The sequence below is a fragment of the Thermotalea metallivorans genome, from assembly GCF_001562415.1.
Classification (GTDB): Bacteria; Bacillota; Clostridia; order Peptostreptococcales; family Thermotaleaceae; genus Thermotalea; species Thermotalea metallivorans.
The window spans coordinates 1-20,414 of the sequence record NZ_LOEE01000042.1; the positions used below are offsets into that span (position 1 = coordinate 1).

Consider the following 20,414-nt stretch of genomic DNA (forward strand, 5'->3'; position numbering starts at 1 on the left):
ACTAATCATATCAGACGCCTCCTAGGGTGTTGGTTTGTCATAAGATTAGTATTCCTAGGATTTAGGTGTCTGATTTTGTTATTTTATGGAATTATTTTTAAATCACTACATTACTTGTAAAGTGGTGGAAAGATCTAAAAAAGCCCATAAAATTAGATATTGATAGATTGTGCAACTTCCATGCCAATGGTTTGAAGTTAAGAATAGTATGAAAAATCAATCTTTTCCTTCGCAACGATCTCTAGACAAATAAAACCGTACCAAATTTGGGACGGTTTGCGACGAAATCTGTTATGTTGACCCAATTTTGGTACGCTTATCGCACTTTGGTTTGCCATTTGATTTGATATTTTTTAATTTTGTTGTGCAAAGTTTGCCTCGGGATTTTTAAAAGTCTGGCTGCGTAAGCACAATTTCCGTTTGCCTTCTCAATGGCCCTTTGGATGATCTCCTTTTCATATCTGTCCAAGGCTTCAGACAGGGGAGGAATATCCTCTGATTCCACGGATTCAGCAGAAATCCTTTTGGGCTGCCCCACGTAATTCAAGATATGCTGCGGCATATCCTCCAAATCAATCCTATCCTTCTCTATGAAATTCATGGCACTTTCTATGGCATACTTCAACTCTCTTACGTTTCCCGGCCAAGGATAATCCCATAAACATTCCATGGTTTTTGGCGAAATCTCCTTTACCTTTTTATGTAATTTTCTATTATACATTTCGATAAAAAAATCTATCAGCACAGGAATGTCTTCCTTTCGCTCCCTTAAGGGCGGCATATTCAGATGAATGACATTCAGTCTGTAGTATAGGTCTTGTCTCAAAAGCTTTTTTTCCACTGCTTTTAAGGGTTCCTCGTTGGTGGAAGCCATGATTCTTACATCCACCGTGATGGTCTTTGTCCCGCCAACCCTTCGAATAATTCCGTCCTGCAATACTCGCAACAATTTTCCCTGAAGTTCCACATCCATGGAATTGATCTCATCCAGGAAAAGCGTTCCCCCATCCGCCAGTTCGAACAATCCCGGTTTATCCTTTGCACCCGTAAAACTTCCGGCAGCCGTCCCAAACAAAATGCTTTCCAGCAAACTTTTGGGCAGGGCCGCACAGTTTTGGGCAATAAAAGGCTTGTTTTTCCTCAATCGGCCGGCATTGTGAATGGCCTGCACCAGTAATTCCTTTCCCGTTCCCGTTTCACCGTAAACCAATACGGGAGAGCTGCTGTCCCCTATCCGGAGGGCCTTTTCTTTCAGGTCTTTGATGGCAGGGCTCACCCCAATGATGTCATCCAATGTATAAACCGTCCCATTGCCTTGACATGTTTTTTCCCCTCTTCTACCCTTGAATAGCTGCAGCTGCAAATTCGATATTTTCTCCGACAATTCTTTCACTTGGGTCAGATCCCTATATATTTCCAAGGCCCCTATCAATTCTCCATTTTTGATCAAAGGAATCGTCGATGTTACGGTAGCGACCTTTTTGCCTTGAAAATTCATATACGTTTGCACATGATCAACCATAGGTTCTTTCCTTTTCAGTACCCTATAGAAGGTACTGGTTTCAGGAGTCAAATCCGGAAATATATCCAGAATATTTTTACCGATGGCAATTTCCGGTGTTATCCCTGCAATATTGGTGGCCGGTTCATTATAGAACGTCACATTGGCATTGGTATCCACCACCAAAATTCCTTCATCTAAATGTTTTAATATAGATTCTAAAAGAAATTCATAATCCACTGGGTCCCCCCCTTTCTCCATCCTTCCTGTTCCATTTCCTTTATGACAACATCCTATCACGAAAATACCGTTTAGGGAACAAAGAAACCCTTTGCAGACAATAAAAAAAGTGCATAGGAAGGCTATGCACTTTTTTTTATAAAAACAACTTGTCTAATTTATCTGTTTCCTCATGACCAAGGATATTATGCAAATAGGAATACAACCCCTGGACTCGATTTTCCACATGGATCTTTTCATCCCATTTTTCCGTAAGCCGCTTCCTTAGTTCCAGTATTTCTTCCGTCAATGTCTTGGTCCTTTCACTACCCTGCCGGATGTCTTCATAGGCGAGGCGGATGGTTTCTTTCAAAAGCCGGAAATTCAACTGCTCAATTTCCTTTGGCAGCTTTTCCAGTCTAAACTGCAATGCATCGATGTTGTCATTGATTTTGAGTATTTCTTCTTTGGCAGCTTCCAGTTGAATTAAAGCCTGGTCGTTGTTGTTGGTATTTGCTTCATCGGACCATTGCAATATCTTCTCCATCAAATATTTTTTCTCCTTTTTGCAAATTTTTAATTCATGGATGGCCTGTTTCTCCTCCGCTACCTTATCGGTGAGTTCTTGGACTATCTTTTTCATGTCCTTTGTCATATGCTCTTGAAAATTAGCTTTCCATTCTGGATCAAAAGGGAGAATTGGTATTTTATTCCTTCTGATAATTCTTTCTTCCAGTTCCAGTTCTTTTGCCATGAAGCCTACTCCTCTCCCGTGTTGTACACCATTCTATAGAAATATTATATTATCATAGTAATCGTAATACAACGATTCTTTTCTTCATAGGACAGAAGTCCCATATTCAAAAGAATTGTAATCCCTTATTCAATCTCCACCACCAGCAGTGAAAGGTATCCTCCTGATTGAATTTTTTCCAATGCGTCCTGTACTCACATCTAAAACCAGAAGACTTTCTCGCCTCAGCATCGTATTCGCCCCTGTTTCCTTTCGTGCCTTCATTATTCCTGTCCTAATAGATACACACAAAAAACAGATTTCAACTTGCCTATACAGAGTATTTTTTATGGATGCTTTGTTTCCCATAATACGACTTTTATCAATCTATTATTACAAGATTTTCGAAATATTGGCATGAACCGCATATTCTTTTGTTGAAAAATATGGTATAATTAATACTTACCGGTTGGCTGCTATGAGAAATTTTGACAGAATATAAGTTTTTAGGAAATGAGGTGTATCCTACGTGCGCTTAACCCAGCAATATTTGATAGGAACGATTCTTAGCATTCTGCTGTCTGCATTGATTACCTTGCTCGGCATTTTCATTCCTTTAAGCACTTTCGAAGCAGATACGATTGACTATCTTGTCAATGAAAAAAATCACACCATTGACGTCTTTTTTCAGAACAGCATTAAGAATCTGACCGCAAAAGCTGTAGAATATGCCTATTGGGATGATCTCATTGCTGCCCTTAGCGTTGGCAATATTCCTTGGATTAAGGAGAATGTAACAGAATATCTTTTCCATTCGCCTTTTCACATCGATTTGGTTTATCTAACCTCCGACATATACAATTTTTATGATTTTTATTCCGATGGTCCCCCATTGGAGCAGGTCAAAAATATAAATCTTCTTCAAAGAGCCAAAGAAACAGATGACCCCTCTTTGGACTTTATTTCTTTGGATGGGCAGCTTTACATGGTCGCTGTCTCTCCCATAAAAAATAACACGGGAACTTTGGCACCCCAGGGTTTTCTGCTCATGGGAAGAAAGATGAGCCGAGAGGTGCTGAATCCTTTATTGGATTATATCGGGGACAATGTGTCCATTCAAGAAATCTCCACCCATCCATCGGAAAGGGTCCATCATATCAAAGACAATGAACGCCTTATCTCATTTTATCATACCATCTATGATTTTGAGGAACGTCCTATCAAGTCCTATCAAGTAACCATCGATATGGGCCGCTTCTACAGACTGAGATATATATTGTTTCGAAATATCACTTGGATTGTTGGTTTTTCCGTACTCCTTTGTTCTTTGATCGTCTACAGGGTTGCAAAGAAGCTTTCCAATCAGTTTGAGCATGTGGTAGATGCCATTCGCCACATCGCCGACGGCGATTATAATCAAAAATTAGAGGAATATCAAACATACGAATTAAAAATTCTTTCCCAAAGTATTAATAAATTATCCTCCAATATCCATCACAAAACGGTACAAATGCAGGAAAATTATCTAAAAACCATTGAAACCCTCAGTGCCGCTATTGAAGTAAAAGATCAATATACCATGGGACATTCCCAAAGGGTTGCCGATTACAGTGCGGCCATTGCCTCCGCCTTGGGTGTACAGGATGTCAACAGCATTCAAGCGGCAGCCCTCATGCATGATATCGGAAAAATCGGCATCCCGGAGTACATATTGAACAAGCATACCAAACTGACACCGGAGGAATTGTCCGTCATTCAAGAACATCCTGAAAAAGGCTACAGAATTTTGGATATTATCGATGACTTCCATGAAATTAAATATATGATTCGTTATCACCATGAATGGTATAATGGAAAAGGCTATCCCCACGGACTATCCGGCGAGGATATCCCCATCGGTGCCCGGATTATTGCTGTTGCAGATGCCTTTGATGCCATGACGAGCCATAGACCCTACAGAAAAGCCCTTTCCTTTGACTATGCCTTGGCAGAAATGAATAAAATGGCCGGTATTCAGTTTGATCCTAAAATTATTCGTGTATTCAATGAGATTGTTTGGAATATTTACCAAAAATACAGCATGCAGGAAGTAGCCACTACTTTCGAAGAATAAAATCTCCCATAGAACTTTTCATAAAAGAGAGCCGAAATTTATAACTTAATAAATTTCGGCTCTCTTTTATGAAATAGGGTGATATATCGAAATCCCAAGTCTTTTAGCAGTTCATAAGTTTCTACAATTCTATAGCCTATATGCTCCAATTTATGGGCATCAGAACCGACGGTAATAATCTCTCCCCCCAAGGATTTATACATTTCCAAAACTTCCTTTGTTGGATTGGTAGCGTTTAATCCGTATCGAAATCCCGAAGTATTCACTTCGATGCCCTTTCCTTTTTCAATAATGATCTTTAAGATATCTCGAATCATTGCCTTTTCATCACCATTAAAATCAATGTTTTCATATTCTCCCAAGGCATATCTTCTTACTAAATCCAAATGACCGTAAACACTGTAGCAGTCCATTTCTTTGACAATGTTCAGCACTTCCGTAAAATAACGTTCATAGGCCTCTTCTTTTGTTTTTTCTTTGAACAAATATTTATAGAACAAGTCATATCTGCCAATGGTATGGCTGGAGCCGATAATAAAATCAAAGGGGTGGGAAAAGGCTAATTGCTCAATCCGCTCTCTTTCTTCCAACTGCAAGCCCAATTCCACGCCAATCTTAATATGAATCCTGTTTCTGTATTTTGCCTGCATTTCTTCCAGCTTTGCCATATAGACATCGATATCAAACATGTCATCCATAATCAGATCCTCAGGTCTCCATACATTCAATTCTGCATGATCAGTAAAAGCAATTTCTCGGATTCCCAAAGCAATGGCCCTCTCTACGGCTGCCTCCATTGCCATGGTGGAATCATTGGAAAATGACGTATGCACATGATAGTCAAACATAAACCCCCATCCTTTCTTTTGGCAACGACAAATAACTATAGCTGCCTATGCTGTATCACCTTTCCCAATCTCTCTCCCATATTTACCTTTGTTTCAAATCCTTCCCGGGTGTTTTGCAATAAATCTTGGTCCACTGCGATGGTGTCCGGTTTTAGAAACAAAATGACCGTGGAACCTCCAAATTTGAAGTAGCCCTTTTCCTGACCCTTTTCAACCTTTTCTCCTGCACGATAGGTTTGCACAATAGAACCTACACAGGTTGCTCCTACCTCAATCATGACAATCTGACCAAAATGGTCTGATACAAACAATGTGATTTCCCTCTTGTTCCGGATATATATCTCTGGGATTTTTTTTAGGGCTATGGGATTTACAGAGTAATACTGTCCTTTCATCCCCTTGTAGGGACCGGGAACTCCACTGTCCGGAAAATGAAAGCGGTGATAATCTGCCGGACACAGACGGATCACGATGCAGGTCCCGCCCTGATAGGTCATGGCCAATTCTCTATCTCCCAGCAAATCTTCCAATCGATAATGAAGATTTTTTATTTGCACTACCCGATCAATATCAATCTGTTCATAAGCCAGTACACGGCCATCGGCCGGTGATACAAGGCTTCCCTCATCCCTACAGATGGGTCTGGCATCTTTCTTTAGTTTTCTGGCAAAAAAATCATTAAAGTGTCTGTAGTCTTCTGCCGATTCCCGCTCCGCTTCAGCCATATCAATATCCAATTCTTCAATAAAAGCCCAAATTTTTTTCTTGCTGAATGGAAGATCCTGCAATTTCCCATAAATTGAAGAAAAAATCTTTCGCTTTACAATCATTTCCAATAGACTGTCTCCTACATTTGTATGATAGATCCACTGCAGAAATCGATGCCCTGCTACCTTCTCTTTTTGCTTTTTCCCTGTTTTTCTATCAATATAATATATCTCCATCATTACCATCCTCTATTCTTTTTGATTGCCTCCATCATTGTAACATATTCCTTTGCAATACAAAAGAAGCTGACATCACAAAGAAAAAATTTGAACTTTATGGTTGCTATAAAAAATAAGTTTTTGGGCAATACTAGGGATTGGACTTTAAGAAAAGCCATCCCCATTTATCCGGAATAATTGATAAATAATTAACTATAAATTTTTGGTTGAAAATTATAGGAGAAGTTGTATAATTTAAATCGTAGGAATTATTTTTCAATAAGGGAAATCCTTTTCCTTATGGTGGGGATTTAAGCACAAAAGAAAAGTTATGCGAATATTATGCATAATTTTCCATGTGTTGTAAAATAAATTAATAAAGGAGATGATCAGATGTCAGTTGTTCAAAATGTTTTGGAACAAGTGAAAAAAAGAAATCCTGGCGAAGTTGAGTTTCACCAAGCCGTAGAAGAGGTACTACTTTCACTTGAACCTGTTATCGAAAAACATCCCGAATATGTAGAAGCAGGGATCCTTGAAAGAATTGTTGAGCCAGAAAGACAAATTATCTTCAGAGTACCTTGGGTAGACGATCAAGGCAAGGTGCAAGTAAACAGAGGATTCAGAGTACAATTCAACAGTGCCATCGGACCTTACAAAGGAGGTTTGAGATTCCATCCTTCTGTGTATCTTGGAATCATCAAATTTTTAGGATTTGAGCAAATCTTCAAAAACTCATTAACCGGTCTTCCTATCGGTGGCGGCAAAGGCGGTTCTGACTTCGATCCTAAAGGCAAATCAGATGCTGAAATCATGAGATTCTGCCAAAGCTTTATCACTGAGTTATATAGACATATTGGACAAGATATCGATGTCCCTGCGGGAGATATCGGTGTTGGCGCAAGAGAAATCGGTTACATGTATGGACAATACAAAAGAATCCGAGGCGCTTATGAAGCCGGTGTTTTAACTGGTAAAGGACTTACATATGGCGGTTCTTTGGCAAGGAAAGAAGCTACCGGGTATGGTTTGGTTTACTTTGTAAGAGAAATGCTGGCAGCCCATGGCCACAGCTATGAAGGCAAGACCGTTGTTATTTCTGGTTCCGGTAACGTTGCGATCTATGCTTGCGAAAAAGCTCAATCCTATGGCGCAAAAGTAGTTGCCATGTCCGACTCTAATGGATATATCTACGACAAGGACGGCATCAAGCTGGATACAGTAAAGAGACTTAAGGAAGTGGAAAGAAAGAGAATCAGCGAATATGTGAAATATCATCCAGAAGCCGAATATCATGAAGGCTTCAGCAACATCTGGTCCATCAAATGCGACATCGCCCTTCCATGCGCAACACAAAACGACATCGACGTGCCACAGGCTGAAATGCTGATTAAGAATGGCGTTATCGCCGTAGGCGAAGGTGCAAATATGCCTACTACAAACGATGCAATTAAGCTGTTCTTAGAAAAAGGCGTTCTGCTGGCTCCTGCGAAGGCTGCCAATGCCGGCGGAGTGGCTACTTCCGCACTAGAGATGTCACAAAACAGCATGAGATTATCATGGACCTTTGAAGAAGTAGATGCAAAACTGGAAGGAATCATGGTAAATATCTTCAAATCAGCAAAAGAAGCTGCGGAGAAATACGGCATGCCTGGCAACTATGTGGCTGGTGCAAACATCGCAGGTTTCTTGAAAGTTGCTGATGCCATGATGGCCCAAGGTATTGTTTAAAATCTTAAAAAAACAAAGAAAAACACCCTTCATTCCTCATGAAGGGTGTCATTGTTATAATCGATCTATATTATGCACCAATATGCAAATTTCCAATTATAACTTCACTACATTTGCAGCTTGAGGACCTCGGTCACCTTTTACAACTTCGAACTCCACTGCCTGACCTTCTTCTAAACTTTTGTAACCGTCGCCTTGGATTGCTGAATAATGTACGAATACATCGCTTCCACCTTCAACTGTAATGAATCCAAAACCTTTTTCTGCGTTAAACCACTTTACTGTACCTTTTTTCACTGAAAAACCTCCTAAAATCTGAAAGTAATATTTAATACTTGTTTAGTCTATCACACTTACGAATATGCGTCAAGCATATAAAATAATTTTTTACTAAGAAAATAATTTATCATGCAACTTCTCTTTACATCTCTTTACCTGATTTTGAATATGGTATATAATATTATATGTAATACTAGTATCAGGTACTATTATCAAGTATTATGTTTAAAGGGGGATTTATATGGAACTTCATCAACTGTTCAAAATACAAGATATTTTAGAAAATAAGATAAAAAATTATGTGGATATAGATGAGAACGCCCTAGGTAAAGAAAATACCTTTCACTTAAGATTCTTGGCCTTTCAGGTAAAATTAGGGGAGATTGCCAATCTGACGAAATGCTATAAATATTCCAATGGGAATAAGGAGATTCCAAAGGACAAACTGATATTCAGATATATAGACGGGATGAAGTTTTTGCTTTCCATTGGAAATACCCATAATTTCAATATCATTGATGACAGTGCCCTGATACTGATGATGGAAGAATTGCATCCCATCACATTATTTTCATTTATTTATGATGACATCGCGGCTTTGCGGCATGCCATACAGATTGGAAATTATGTGGATGCCCTTTCGATATACATCCGGCTATTTTCGAGATATATCAGTCTGGGAAAGGCCTTCGGTCTTACCTTTGAAGAAGTTTACAATCATTATATATCCAATTATTCCTCCTAGTTTTCCCCAATATAGCAAAACCTGACAAGCAATAACGTCCCATTGTTTGCATCTATGGGACGTTATTGCTTGTTGGTTATTTTCCGTGCACCATAAAATATGCACAGCTTCCTTTTTGAGCAGGCACCACTTCCAATCTTGCATCAATCCGCTCTTTCAATTCCGGCACGTGGGAGATGATACCCACCAATCTGCCCCCCTGCTGAAGATCGATCAATGTTCTCATGGCAAAATCCAAGGCTTCAGGATCCAATGTTCCGAACCCCTCATCCACGAAAATGGTATCCAAACTGATTCCTCCCGAATAGGACTGCACCACATCGGCAAGTCCTAAGGCCAAAGACAGAGACGCCAAAAAAGTCTCTCCTCCCGATAGGGTAGTGACCGGTCTTTCCATTCCTGTATAGGTATCAAATATTTCTAGTTCCAAGCCCCCTGCCGCATTTTTCCTGGCCCTGTCCATGGTCCGCTTCAGGTGATATCTCCCCTTGCTCATCAACTTTAGGCGTTGGGTGGCAGCGTCGGTAATATCATCCAAAAGGGCTCCCAATACAAAACGCTGCAAAGTCAACCCATGGGCATTATTGCCATTGCTAATGTCCGATAAATACCCTACAGTCTCATATTCCTTTTCTTTGTTCTTGATCCATCTATCCAGTTTTTGAATTTCTTCCAGCAACTTTTTGTCATTTTCTATTTTCTGCAGCAAATTCCCTTCTAACTTAATGATTTCTTCCTTTTCCTTTTCCATTGCACTCCATTGGGCCTGAAGTTTATCCAAATCCACCTGTGCCATCCCTTCTACAGCTTTCTTTGTCTTTTCATAGTGCTCCTTTGCCACGCGAAATTTTCCTTCAAAATCTTTGATTTCTTTTTCCAGACGATGAATATCTTCTTCCTTTTTTTTGGCACTGGCATAGTCCCCATATTTTTCAAAGCCGGCCCGGTTCATGCTGTAAATAAAATTTTGTCTTTCCATCCTATATTTTTCGTTAGCTTCCTCCAGGGCTTTTTCAGCACTGTTCAAAGAATTTTGCGCTATGGCCAAGGCCTTGTCCATAGCTTCAAAGTCCTTCTGGGCTTTCTCAAACTCTTCCCTCAAGCTGTTGTAAAGAGCACTGGCCTCTGTTTGAGCCTTTTTGAGTGCCTCAGGGCTCCTGACTTCTTCCGGAATGGAATTTTCCATTTCCTTGAGGGCTCCCACTTGGTTTTGATATGTCCCATTTTTTTCCCTGATTTCTTCCTCCGCCTTTTGAAGCATCTCCCGAATTTTATGGGCCTTCTCCCGCATATCCAATATATTTTTATGTACACTTTCCTGCCGGCTCCATTTTTCTCTGGCCCTTTCCCATTGATTTTTCCCATCCTCTAGAGCCTTCTTCAAGGTATCGGTGGCTTCGTCCTTCTTTTCGCCCAATTCATCTTCCGTCATTTTGATGATATTCTCTACTTTTTCCTTGGCAGCATGCTTCTGTGCCAGCACGTCCTTTATCTTGTCTTTTTGTTTTTCCAATTTTTCTACTTCCAGCCGCTTTTCTTTGACTTCGGCCTCCATAGGCATCCAGGCTTCCCTTTCTGCCGGCTTGGGGTGATGGATAGACCCGCACACGGGACAAGGTTCCCCTTCTTCCATTTGTTCTGCCAGGATGGCTGCCTGTCCTTTGTTCCATGCTTCCTGCAACCTGAAATACTCCTCCTTGGCTTTTCCGTAGGCAACCTCTATCCGTTCATATTCTTTCCATGTTTCTCCGTAGGCTTTTGCAATATACATTCGATCTTGGTAATGCTGGATCAAGACCATCTTTTTCTGATAAATTTTTTCTGCCTCCCGATAGGCCGCCTCCAGCAGGGGGAGTTTATGACCGTATTCTTTCAACTCCTCCAAAAGAATATTTTCCTTTTCCATCCTTTCTTCCAGTTGTTGAAGTTCCTGCTCCCAAGCTGCCTTTTCTTTCATCTTGTGGTCAAGGGCATCCTTCACTTGAACCAGCATTCCTTTTTGTTTTTCCAGTGCATGGACCTTTTCTGTAAGCTCTTCCAACTGCATTACCCTTTTTTTGGCTTCCTCCCGAAGAGCCTCCTGTTGATTTTGGAATTTTAATTTTTCCTCTGCGATCCCGTATTTTTTAAAGATTTCCTCCAGTTCCTTCTTCTTCAATTCCAAATTCTTTTCGCAGCTCTCCTTATCTTGACTTCTCAATCGGGTGGTTTTCTCCGTCTCCTCCAGGGTAGCTGCCTTCCTGGCACGGTTGAATATCTCCTTTTTTTCTTCATAGCTTGGCACCAGCTCCTGCAGGTGCTCCAATTCCTTTTCCGCCAGTTCCTTCTCCCGAAGTTTCTCATTGGCTTCTTTTCCTTTTAAGAAATCTTCCTTGGCCTTTTTCAAAGCTTCTGTTTTTTCATGCAAAGCTTCCCTCAATTTTCCAAGCCTTTCTTCATTTCCAACAATCAATTTTTCCAAATCTTCCATATTTTCGCATCCTGTCTGGATGAAGATTGTATTCTGCTGATCCTCCAACCTCTTGATTTCATCCTTTAACTCCTTGGCATTCTTTTTCAGTAGTTCTTCTATGATCCTATAAAGTTCCGTATGAAATAGCTTTTCCAAAATGTTTTGCCTCTCCAGGGAATCGGCCGTCAGCAGCTTGCGAAACTGCCCTTGGGGGAGCATGATCACCTGTCTGAACTGACTGCTCTTAAAGCCAAGGAGCCTTTCAATCTCTTCTGTCACATTCTTCCATCCCGTTTTTAGCAAGACCTCGTTTTCTTTCTCATTCCCTTCCCCTTTCAATTTCCATAGGGTGGCATCGGCATTTTGCAGCGTTGTCCCGCTACCGGACCTTTTCGGTCTCTCCTGTTCAGGAATTCGTTGGACACGATATCTTTCTGTTCTGATTTCAAATTCAAAGGTGACCTCCGTCCGTTGATCAGGATCGGCATGATGGCTCCTCATATTTTTCCCGTTTCTTTCGGCCCCGCTGGTATCCCCGTAAAGGGCAAAACAAATGCCATCCAGGATCGTTGTTTTCCCCGCTCCCGTAGGGCCATGGATCAAAAATAGATTCCGATTTCCCAATTCCCGAAAATCGATCTCCTGTACTGCCGCATAGGGACCAAAGGCTGCCATGGAAAGTTTTATCGGTTTCAATGCCTATCCCTCCCTCATCATGCTGTAGTATTGATCCAAAATCTTGGCAAATATGTCCTTCTGCCTTTCCGTGATTTCCTGCCCTGTAACTTGTTTTAGAAAGGAAGCAAATAAATCTTCCTCTCCCATTTTCCTGAAATTCCCTTCCGGCCTTATTCCTTTGCCCCCCGTCAACAGCTGAGGCCTTTCGATATGTAAAACATTAGGGTATACCTTTTTTAATTTGCCCATGGGGTCCAATAAAGCTCCCTCATCCTTCAAGGTAACCATGAGATAATCTTCCCGGTTTTCCCCTGCCTTTGGCCCCTTCAGAATTTCCTCCAGGTATCCTTCAATGCACCGCAAATCCCTTTTGGGTTTCAGTTCTATGTGCTGTACTTTAATTTTGCCCTCCGGGTCCATTTCAATCATGGAAATATGCTTCCGGTGATTTGCCTCTGAAAAGGAATATTTCATCAGGGAACCGGAATACCTTATATTTTCTCCGCCCACCCGCTGGGGCCTATGGAGATGCCCCAGGGCTACATAGTGAAAATCCCTAAAATAAGAAGGATTTACTGCTCCTGAACCTCCCACAGAAAGGGGACGCTCCGATTCACTCTCCTGCCCCCCTACCACAAAGGCATGGGCTACCAGTACATGTCTTTTTTGGGGATCCATTTTGCCCTTCACATGATGCAGCAACTTCATCATAGATTCATCATGAACATGAATACTTTCGTCCCCCAGTTGATCCCTCACCATGGCCGGCTCCACATAGGGCAAGGCATGGAAATAGACGGGTCCATGGGCATCATGGATGACGATGGGATTCAATTCCCTGCTCAATTTTCCAACCAGATGCAACCCCTTTTCCTGCATCAGACGACAGCCGAATCCCAGCCGATCGGGACTGTCATGATTCCCGGCGATCATAATCATCGGCACATGATAATCCATCAGTATTTTGGATACCACATCATCCAGCAAATTGACGGCTTCCGTAGGTGGCACCGATCTGTCGAAAATATCTCCTGAAACCAAAATCACATGGGGTTTTTCTTCCCGGATCAAATCTATCAGCTGATCCAGTATGTAAGCCTGGTCCTCCGTCAAATGGATTCCATGAAAGAGTCTCCCCAGATGCCAGTCAGACGTATGAATCATTTTCATAGTTTCACCTCTTTGTCTAAATGGAACAGGTATAAATACGCCTCTTTTACTTTCTTGCTTAAAATCGCTTCCAAAGCCTCCTTATACAGATCAATTTGGACCCGGTACTGCTCTATGAGGCCTTCCGTTTCTCCAAGGCCCACAGAATCCGTCTTATAATCCACCAGTACAATTCCGTCTTCCTCTTCAAAATAACAGTCAATGACCCCTTGAATCAAAAGATTTTCTTCACAGCCTTCCAGCCCGGGAATTACCTCGAAGGCTTTTTTTACATAATTGAACGGAATTTCCCGGTAAACCCTTGCTGCCCGGACAATGCGTTGACCAATGGACGTATGGAAAAATTTCAGGATTTTAGAAATATCCACTGCCTCTGCCTCTTCTCGCTTCAGCAGCTCCTTCTCTACCATCTCCTCTATTTGTATGGCAATTTCCTCTAAATCCTTCACCCGCCTTAGATCCAGATGCTGCATCACGAAGTGCACGATGATCCCCTTTTCTATCCCAGAAAACTGCTTCTTGCCTTCCATGAACTTGGGCATCCTGGTAAGGGAGGGTATATTCATCTCCATGGGTTCCAGGCCCTTTGCCGATAGTTTTTTGATTTCCGAAACAGACAGTTTCGAAGGGATTTTGGGAGCGATACTATGGGGATATGCCCAATGTAATCTTTTCTCTATGATTTCTCCCAAATCGGAAGCCGCTTCCATGCGGAAATTTTGCAGCATATCCTGGAATTCCTTTTTTTGGATTTGTTTCTCCTCTTCTGCCTTACGGATATCATATCGATCGAAAATAGTAATCCTCCAAACAGAAGGATCCTCTAACAACTGCTCCTCTTTCCAATGGCCATGAGCCAAGTTTCTCAAGGCTTCTCCGTCCTTATGTCTTAGCAAAACCGGGCAAATCCAGTCCAGGTAGCTTTTTGCCTTGGAAAGATGGAAGGGGGTAATGGTCTTCGTCCACCCCTTGGCGGCATTTTGCATATTTCTTGCTGAACCCACCAGAATCAGCTTATCCTTTGGCCTTGTAAAAGCCACATAGAGTATCCGCATTTCCTCCGACAGGGTTTCCAGCTTGATTCGGTTTTTCATGGCTATTTTGGCTATGGTATCGGCATAGTATCTTAAATCAGGATCTACATATTTGGGTCCAATGCCCAGTTCTTTATGAAACAACACCGGCGCATTCATGTCCGTAAGGTTAAACTGTTTCCCCATGCCTGCTACAAATACAATGGGGAATTCCAGCCCCTTGCTCTTGTGGATACTCATAATGCGCACCACATTATCATTTTCTCCCAGTATCTTGGCCGTTCCCATGTCACCGCTGCTGTTTTGGAGCTTTTCTATAAATTGAATAAAATGAAATAATCCCTTGATGGAAGTCTTTTGAAACTGTCGGGCCCTGTCAAAGAAAACCCTTAAATTGGCCTGACGCTGAATCCCCCCCGGCATGGACCCTACATAATAGTAGTAGCCCGTGTCAATCAACAGCTTCCATATGAATTCATCCACATGAATATATCGGGACTCCTCTTGCCAGATGCTTAACTTCTCCATAAATTTTTGAAGTTTGTCCTTTAAGGGGTCCGAAGCATTGGCTATGTAATTTTGAATGGCCTCATAGTATGTCTTTTCCCTACTGCGAATTCTAATCTGAATCAATTCCTCCGTGGTAAATCCTCCAATGGGTGAGCGCATGACGCTGAGCAGGGGAATATCCTGCCTTTTGTTATCGATTAACTTCAGCAGATTCATAAAGATGTTGACTTCGACGGCTTCGAAGTAGCCCGAATTCACATCGGCATAGGCAGGGATTCCCTCTGTCATAAAAGTCTGCAAAAACCCTTGTGCCCAGTTTTTGGTCGTTCGCAGGAGGATTACCATATCCCTGTAATCTACTTGCCGATACCCCTGGATCCTAGGGTCATAGATCCGGGTATGGATCAGCTCTTTGATCCTTTTGGCCACGACCCTTGCCTCTATTTCTACATCTTCCATCTCCTCCAATTCTTCCATAGCTCCCTCCATACCCTCCGGCCTTGTATCCTTCTCCAATAGATATAATTCAACGGCAGGATCTTCCAAAGGCTGAACATCGGCTCCCTTGTAGAGGTAGGCCCTTTCATCATAATTAATTTCCCCAAACCCTTTGGACATGATATGCCTAAATATGAAATTAGTCCCATCAATGATCTGTTCTCTGCTCCTAAAGTTTTGGCTAAGATCGATGCGGCGGTTCCTTGCCGCTTCATGATTTTCAAATCTTTCATACTTTTCTATGAACAGAGAAGGGTCCGCCAAACGAAAGCGATAAATGCTCTGCTTTACATCCCCCACCAGGAAAAGATTGTTGTCTTTTTTAATGAAGTTTAAAATTGTCTCCTGTACGATATTGCTGTCTTGGTACTCATCCACAAAAATATACTCAAATTTTTTCTGATATTCCCTGGCTGCCTCTTCATGCTCCAGAATTTCCAGGGCATAATGCTCCAGATCATGAAAGTCCAGTATCCCCTTTTCCATCTTTTTTTCCTTATACAAAGCATCGAAGCTGCTGACCAGATGAAGCAAATAGTCCATATAAGGGTACAGCCCGTTCAAGTCCTTTATGTAGTCTTCCGGGCTTTTGCTCAGAATATTTTCCTGAATTCCCTTCAGGATGTCCTTGCCCCTTTCCCGCAAATCTTTGACTTCTTCCTTCAAGCTTTCCCGTACATCCTTGGATACTCTGCCCAATCTTTTATGGTTCACGTCACGCAATCGGGGGTAAAAATTGGCAATACCGGTTTTGATACTGGCCAGCAACTCCTCTGTCAGCAACAGATCGTCTGCAATGGCCTCTCTGTAGCCCTCCGGTCCCCCCGGCTTTTCACAGATAGCCTTGGCCTGAAGAAAAAATTCCTTTGCTCCTAACAATTCAATTTCGATTTGGTCTGCAATGGTTCGATGCCAGAGACTCCCTTCAAATTGAGGCAAATCCATATGAAAATCCTCTATCTTTTCCCTCAGCCATTTCAAGGGGTAGGATTGGCTCTGGATGAATTCATAAAGCCGCAACACTAGTTCCTGCAAAGGCAAGTCATGTTTGCTGGCTCCAAAACGCTCAATCAAGCCGTAAAACCGTTCGTCAGCCTTCCCATATTCCTGCTCAAACAGTTCCTCGACACTCTCCATTTTCATGATGGCAGTTTCTGTTCCGTCGCCGATCCGAAAATTAGGGTCAATATGGATCAGATGGAAATATTTTCGCACCACATCGATACAAAAAGAGTGGAGAGTACTGATGGAGGCCCTGCTCAGCAAATTCATCTGTCTCCTAAGATGGGTTTCATTTTCGTTCTTTTTTTCCATCTCCTGCAGAAGGGCAGCACCGATTCTCTCCCGCATTTCTCCCGCTGCAGCATTGGTAAATGTCACAATCAACATCCTATCAATATCTATCTTGTCTTTGATAATCAATTGGATAATCCGTTCCACCAATACCGCCGTTTTCCCCGAACCGGCCGCCGCTGCCACCAGCAAGTTGTTTCCCCTAGCATCGATGGCATCCCTCTGGTCATTGGTCCATCTTACCACTGTCTTCTCCCCCCTTGCTCTCCCTTATTCTTTTTAGAACTTCCTCATCATCCAACGGAACCACATTTCTATATTGATTGTCCTCAAACAGTTGATCAAACTGACAGATGCCTTTATAGGAGCAGTATTCACAGGCAATCTGCTTGTTGCTCTTGGCGGGTTCAATACGAATATTCCCCTTTATGATTTCATCAGTAATATCCCTTACATGTTTCCGAACATGGTCCAGTAAAGCAATAAATGCTTCCTCATCCAAAGCAGACGAATTTTTATAGAATTCACCGTTTTTGTTCAAAGCCACAGGAATGATATCGGAATGTCCGTCGATCTCCCGATCTAACTCCCGGACAATCCTTACATCCTTCAACACCAAACCCTTTAATTTTAATTTTCTACGTATTTCCTTTTCAATGACATCTGCCACCCTTTCGTCGCTTTTCACCAAAGGATCATCAATTTTAAAATAGAAAATGCCTGCCGGTTTCACAGTTTTTTTATCCAAATTCCGCCTGTGGGACAATACCGCATCCAAATAAATCATCAACTGGAGCTCCAATCCGTAGTATACATCGGACAAGCAAAAATCCTTGTCCCCCGACTTATAATCCACAATCTTCACATAGCTTTCTTCCCCATCCTCCAGGATATCTACCCGGTCAATTCGCCCCTCCAGGTATATCTTTTCTCCATCAGCCAGCTCGATTTCAATGGGAGGATAGTACCCATCCCGGCCGAAACTCACCTCATAGCCCATGGGCTCAAAACCGCTCCTTTTTAAATGTTCCGTCAGGGTCCATACAGCCCTGCGGCTGATTCGCTTCAGACGATTGACCAAATACTTGTAGCGGTGGGTACTAAACAACACGCCATTGTTATAGCCCTGGACTACTTCATCAATCACCCGGTCCACAATTTCATCGCATTGTTCTCTCGTTAGCTCACGCCAATCCAGTCCATGGGTCCTCAAGGTCTTTGTAAAAGATTCCATGGATTGATGAAAAAGCTCTCCCATATCGGGGGATTCCATCCGAAACATCTCCCTTTCCTTGGGCCTTAGACCATATCTCACAAAATGAGCAAAGGGACAGTTTGCAAACTGCTCTAATCGGGACACGCTGGAACGAATGGGCGTTTCATAGAGGGCTTTGGCCCTATGGGTGCCCAAGCTGGCCACTTGATTTTGATGGAAAAAACCCTCAATGATGGCCTCCCTCCTCGGTTTCCATTCCTCCTGGGCATAGTACCATCGATATACATCCCACCACAAGGGTGCCATGGGCTTGCCATCAGCGGCAAGCCGCAAATTTTCCACCAGATATTTGAAAGTACTGTTCTTCGTGGCAATAAGATGGAGCTGTCGTTCCACATCATGGACCACATCGCTTTTCACTTGGATTCCCTTGAATATTTTTTTCACCCGATCAATTAAAATGGAAGGCCGCATGGCTTTTCCCTCTTGATCTGCCAAAGCATAACTGATCCATAAATATTCACTGGGCTTGCTAAAAGCCGAGTAAATATTAAATTTTTCCTCATAATTCTTTCCTTCGCTGTCAAAACCTATGGTCAAACCCTTTTCCTTCATGAGGTTTTTTTCTTCATCGGACAAAATCCCTTCCTCATCTTTTCCGGAAGGCAGTATGCCATCATTAACTCCAATCACGAACAATGCCTTGATGTCATGGCTTTTGGATCTTTGTATATTTCCCACCAATACCTGGTCAACGGTCGTAGGAATAATCCCCACCTCCAGAGAAGAAAAACCGGAATCTAAAATCCGTATGTACTCCTTCAAGGTCATCTTTTGCTGCCCCAATATCTCCACCAACTGATCGAAGGTATCCATGATGATATTCCAAATCTGCGTATTTTCATTGACATGCTCGTACTGCCCCTTTCGGCGGAGTTCCTCAATCCAGGCCAGCAGTTTTTCATGGGTCTTCATATCCTCCAAATAATCGTATAAAGCCCGGGTCATGGCTTCCACCGACTTTTTGCCCTTTACTTTCTTTTCCAGCCTCTCCATAGGCTCCATAAATTTTATGCGATATTGGTTCATCCGTTCCAGCGTCTCCGGTTCTCCCCACGGAAAATCTTCCTTCCATTTGACTCCTTCTATGCCATACCGCAGCACATAATTTTCCAGCTCCTCATATTCATCTCCCGATAGTCCCCCAAACCCTGTTTTAAAACAACGGAAGACATCCTCATAGCGGTAACCCCTCCGGATCACTTCCAGAGCAGACAGCAAAAATAGAATCAAGGGATTATTGGCAACAGACCTTTTTTGGTCTAGGAAATAGGGGATTTCATACTCTTCAAAAACCCGCCTGATCAAAGTTCCGTAATTTTCCAGATCTCCACATACGACGGCAATATCACTCCACCGATAAGATCGGTCCCTTACCAGGGCTAGGATTTGAGCTGCCACATTTTCTATCTCCGTGTGAAGATTGATCCCTGCAAAAACATCCAAATTCCGTATTTCTCCTTCATAGGCCCTGTAGGGATAGGCATATAATTCTTGTTCCATATGAAGGATTTCCGGTGCTTTTTTAGGACAGGCTCCCTGTTGTTGTTCTAAGTCAATGATCTGCCCCGGCAATCCCAGTCTCACGGCAATTTCATGGACTTTTCTATAGGCAAGCTCAGGAATTTTGAACAAATCTCCATCCCTCTCCCGCCCCATAAAATCCATGGGAAAGGTAATGGTTATCTTTCTGGCTGCCACCATCAATTTTTCCAGTATCCGACAAATCTGTGGAGTAAAGCTTTGAAAACCGTCAATCCAAATTTCTGCATCCTTTAAAAACTGAGCATGTCCAATTTTTTCTGCCAGCAGGTTGATATAGTCTTCCGTATCCATATAACTTCCCTGAAGATATTGATGAAACTGTCCATAGATATGGGCAATATCTTGGAGCTTGCTGCGGAGAATACTGTTTTCCTCCAGCTCTTCCCCTTTGGCAGCCAGGTCCCAGGGCAAAATATCATGCCGCTTCATTTCCCCCAGCAATCGGCAAAATTTGGCTACAAATCCCTCTTGCCTTGAAGCCTTCTTGTAGATGGTCAAATCTTTTTCGGCTTCGTCTATGATTTTTCGCAGCACCATGCTTTTTCCCTGGTCATCAAGATAGATTCTGGCAATTCCACCCACCTCATTGAGTACCCGGTGGGCCAATCGGGTAAAGCTTAGGACCTCCACCTTCAATATACCGGGAAGATTCAATTTTTCTATCAAATCCCGCTCTGCCTGTAAAGTAAACTGTTCCGGTACAATTAAAATCAACGGATGTTCAGGATAGGTTTTCAGCCTTTCCTTGATTTCCTGCAATACAAAATGGGTTTTTCCTCTGCCCGATCGTCCAAAGACATATCGAATGCTCAAAATCCCACCCCCTTTTTTTATCCTTTCACCATTATATCATGGAGGCTAGA

12 protein-coding genes are annotated in these 20,414 nt (G+C 42.3%); 3 read left to right on the forward strand and 9 right to left on the reverse strand.

The genetic code is table 11. From position 1 onward, the window contains the following. Positions 1–316: 316 nt before the first annotated feature. The gene (locus tag AN619_RS09690; RefSeq protein ID WP_242867379.1) at positions 317–1,741 is read right to left on the reverse strand and encodes a sigma-54 interaction domain-containing protein; all 1,425 of its coding nucleotides are present in this window, start codon (positions 1,739–1,741) and stop codon (positions 317–319) included. 136 nt (positions 1,742–1,877) lie between these two features. Further along, the gene (locus AN619_RS09695; protein WP_068556501.1) at positions 1,878–2,474 is read right to left on the reverse strand and encodes a coiled-coil domain-containing protein; all 597 of its coding nucleotides are present in this window, start codon (positions 2,472–2,474) and stop codon (positions 1,878–1,880) included. A gap of 508 nt (positions 2,475–2,982) precedes the next feature. Between AN619_RS09695 and AN619_RS09705 the strand changes: the two genes are divergently transcribed. Next, positions 2,983–4,566 carry an HD domain-containing phosphohydrolase gene (locus AN619_RS09705; protein WP_068556503.1) on the forward strand — a complete coding sequence of 528 codons (1,584 nt, stop codon included), beginning with the start codon at positions 2,983–2,985 and terminating at the stop codon, positions 4,564–4,566. A gap of 38 nt (positions 4,567–4,604) precedes the next feature. Here AN619_RS09705 and AN619_RS09710 read toward each other — a convergent pair whose 3' ends face one another. Together AN619_RS09710 and AN619_RS09715 are read right to left on the reverse strand one after the other, a co-directional pair. Then, positions 4,605–5,414, reverse strand: a complete 810-nt coding sequence (locus AN619_RS09710) for a histidinol-phosphatase HisJ family protein (protein WP_068556504.1) — start codon at positions 5,412–5,414, stop codon at positions 4,605–4,607. A 35-nt stretch (positions 5,415–5,449) separates the two neighbouring features. Then, complete coding sequence (locus tag AN619_RS09715) at positions 5,450–6,358, reverse strand: phosphatidylserine decarboxylase (RefSeq protein WP_157064974.1); 909 nt, start codon at positions 6,356–6,358, stop codon at positions 5,450–5,452. Between the two features lie 375 nt (positions 6,359–6,733). Between AN619_RS09715 and gdhA the strand changes: the two genes are divergently transcribed. Beyond that, the gene (gene gdhA, locus AN619_RS09720; protein WP_068556505.1) at positions 6,734–8,071 is read left to right on the forward strand and encodes an NADP-specific glutamate dehydrogenase; all 1,338 of its coding nucleotides are present in this window, start codon (positions 6,734–6,736) and stop codon (positions 8,069–8,071) included. Positions 8,072–8,167: 96 nt separating this feature from the next. Here gdhA and AN619_RS09725 read toward each other — a convergent pair whose 3' ends face one another. Next, positions 8,168–8,368, reverse strand: coding sequence for a cold-shock protein (locus AN619_RS09725; protein WP_068556506.1), 201 nt, complete (start codon positions 8,366–8,368; stop codon positions 8,168–8,170). Between the two features lie 223 nt (positions 8,369–8,591). Between AN619_RS09725 and AN619_RS09730 the strand changes: the two genes are divergently transcribed. Next, complete coding sequence (locus tag AN619_RS09730) at positions 8,592–9,095, forward strand: dUTP diphosphatase (RefSeq protein ID WP_068556507.1); 504 nt, start codon at positions 8,592–8,594, stop codon at positions 9,093–9,095. 76 nt (positions 9,096–9,171) lie between these two features. Here the strand turns inward: AN619_RS09730 and AN619_RS09735 are convergent, their stop codons facing one another. The 4 genes from AN619_RS09735 to addB are packed head-to-tail and all read right to left on the reverse strand — an operon-like array spanning position 9,172 to position 20,364. Beyond that, complete coding sequence (locus tag AN619_RS09735; RefSeq protein WP_068556508.1) at positions 9,172–12,243, reverse strand: AAA family ATPase; 3,072 nt, start codon at positions 12,241–12,243, stop codon at positions 9,172–9,174. A 3-nt stretch (positions 12,244–12,246) separates the two neighbouring features. Then, the gene (locus AN619_RS09740) at positions 12,247–13,395 is read right to left on the reverse strand and encodes an exonuclease SbcCD subunit D (protein ID WP_068556509.1); all 1,149 of its coding nucleotides are present in this window, start codon (positions 13,393–13,395) and stop codon (positions 12,247–12,249) included. Next, positions 13,392–16,976: a helicase-exonuclease AddAB subunit AddA gene (gene addA, locus AN619_RS09745; RefSeq protein WP_068556510.1), complete on the reverse strand. Its 3,585-nt coding sequence runs from the start codon at positions 16,974–16,976 to the stop codon at positions 13,392–13,394. Before addA ends, AN619_RS09740 begins: the two co-directional genes overlap by 4 nt. Next, a complete protein-coding gene (addB, locus tag AN619_RS09750) occupies positions 16,957–20,364 on the reverse strand; it encodes a helicase-exonuclease AddAB subunit AddB (RefSeq protein WP_068556511.1) in 3,408 nt (1,135 codons plus the stop codon). Before addB ends, addA begins: the two co-directional genes overlap by 20 nt. Positions 20,365–20,414: the final 50 nt, after the last annotated feature.

Excerpts from the sequence above, each read along its gene's own strand:
- AN619_RS09730 (WP_068556507.1), top strand. The coding sequence starts at position 8,592 with ATGGAACTTCATCAACTGTTCAAAATACAAGATATTTTAGAAAATAAG.
- gdhA (WP_068556505.1), top strand. The coding sequence starts at position 6,734 with ATGTCAGTTGTTCAAAATGTTTTGGAACAAGTGAAAAAAAGAAATCCT.
- AN619_RS09695 (WP_068556501.1), bottom strand. The coding sequence starts at position 2,474 with ATGGCAAAAGAACTGGAACTGGAAGAAAGAATTATCAGAAGGAATAAA.
- AN619_RS09740 (WP_068556509.1), bottom strand. The coding sequence starts at position 13,395 with ATGAAAATGATTCATACGTCTGACTGGCATCTGGGGAGACTCTTTCAT.
- AN619_RS09710 (WP_068556504.1), bottom strand. The coding sequence starts at position 5,414 with ATGTTTGACTATCATGTGCATACGTCATTTTCCAATGATTCCACCATG.
- AN619_RS09715 (WP_157064974.1), bottom strand. The coding sequence starts at position 6,358 with ATGGAGATATATTATATTGATAGAAAAACAGGGAAAAAGCAAAAAGAG.